1 protein-coding gene is annotated in these 1,111 nt (G+C 51.5%); it reads right to left on the reverse strand.

All coding sequences use genetic code 11. From position 1 onward, the window contains the following. The coding region (locus tag Nant_RS00035) for an electron transfer flavoprotein-ubiquinone oxidoreductase (RefSeq protein ID WP_054339598.1) at positions 1-1,111 on the reverse strand (1,111 nt) is incomplete at both ends.

Here is a 1,111-nt window from a genome sequence, read left to right on the forward strand (position 1 = left end):
TACTGTCTTTCAGCTTCAGATGGCACGGCTGGTTCTCTTCATGATTGGTATTAGAGAGGAACACCGATGTCAGCTTATCAAAGCTCAGTACGCCGTCCGGTTTTGGATAGTCAATCGGGCTGAACTCTTTGGCCGGACGCATCTGCGCATAATCTTCGTGATCATCATGCAGGGTGATCGGTAGTCTTCCGCCAAAAATATTCTGATCGATAAAGTTAAACGCACCGCCCAGGTAGGGGCCGAACTTGTGCATCGCCGGACCAAAGTTACGTGAGCGGTACAGCTCTTCATATAACCACGAGGCTTTAAACGCCGTATTAAAGCTTTCCAGTTGCTTACCACCGGTACAACCGTCTTTAATCGCCTCAAACACCGTTTCAGCTGCGATCATGCCGGATTTCATCGCGGTATGTGTGCCCTTGATCTTAGCGAAGTTCAGCGTGCCGGCATTACAACCGATCAGCAGGCCGCCGGGAAAGGTCATCTCCGGTAAGGCATTAAAGCCGCCCTTAGCAATCGCGCGTGCGCCATAAGAAACACGTTTGCCGCCTTGCAGATACTGTTTCAGTACCGTGTGGTGCTTGAGGCGTTGAAATTCATCAAAGGGACTGACATACGGGTTGGCATAGTTCAGGTCGACGATTAAACCGACGGTCACCTGGTTGTTCTCCGTGTGGTACATAAAGAAACCACCACTGGTGCCGCCTTCCAGCGGCCAGCCTGAACCGTGTATCACCAGGCCCGGCTTATGTTTAGACGGATCGATATCCCACAGCTCTTTAATGCCGAGACCGTAATGCTGGGCATCGGCGTTTTTATCCAGTTCAAATTTTTGATACAGCTGCTTGCCTAAGCTGCCGCGGCAACCTTCAGCAAACAAGGTGTACTTAGCGTGTAGCTCCATGCCCGGCATATAGCCGTCTTTCTCGGAGCCGTCTTCGGCCACGCCCATATCACCGGTGGCAATACCTTTAACGCTACCATCGTCATTAAACAACACTTCAGAGGCAGCAAAGCCAGGGAAAATTTCAACGCCTAACTGCTCGGCCTGCTCGCCTAACCAGCGGCTCAGGTTAGCCACGCTGACAATATAGTTGCCGTGGTTATGCAT

The sequence above is a fragment of the Neptunomonas antarctica genome (genome assembly GCF_001305295.1).
Classification (GTDB): Bacteria; Pseudomonadota; Gammaproteobacteria; order Pseudomonadales; family Balneatricaceae; genus Neptunomonas; species Neptunomonas antarctica.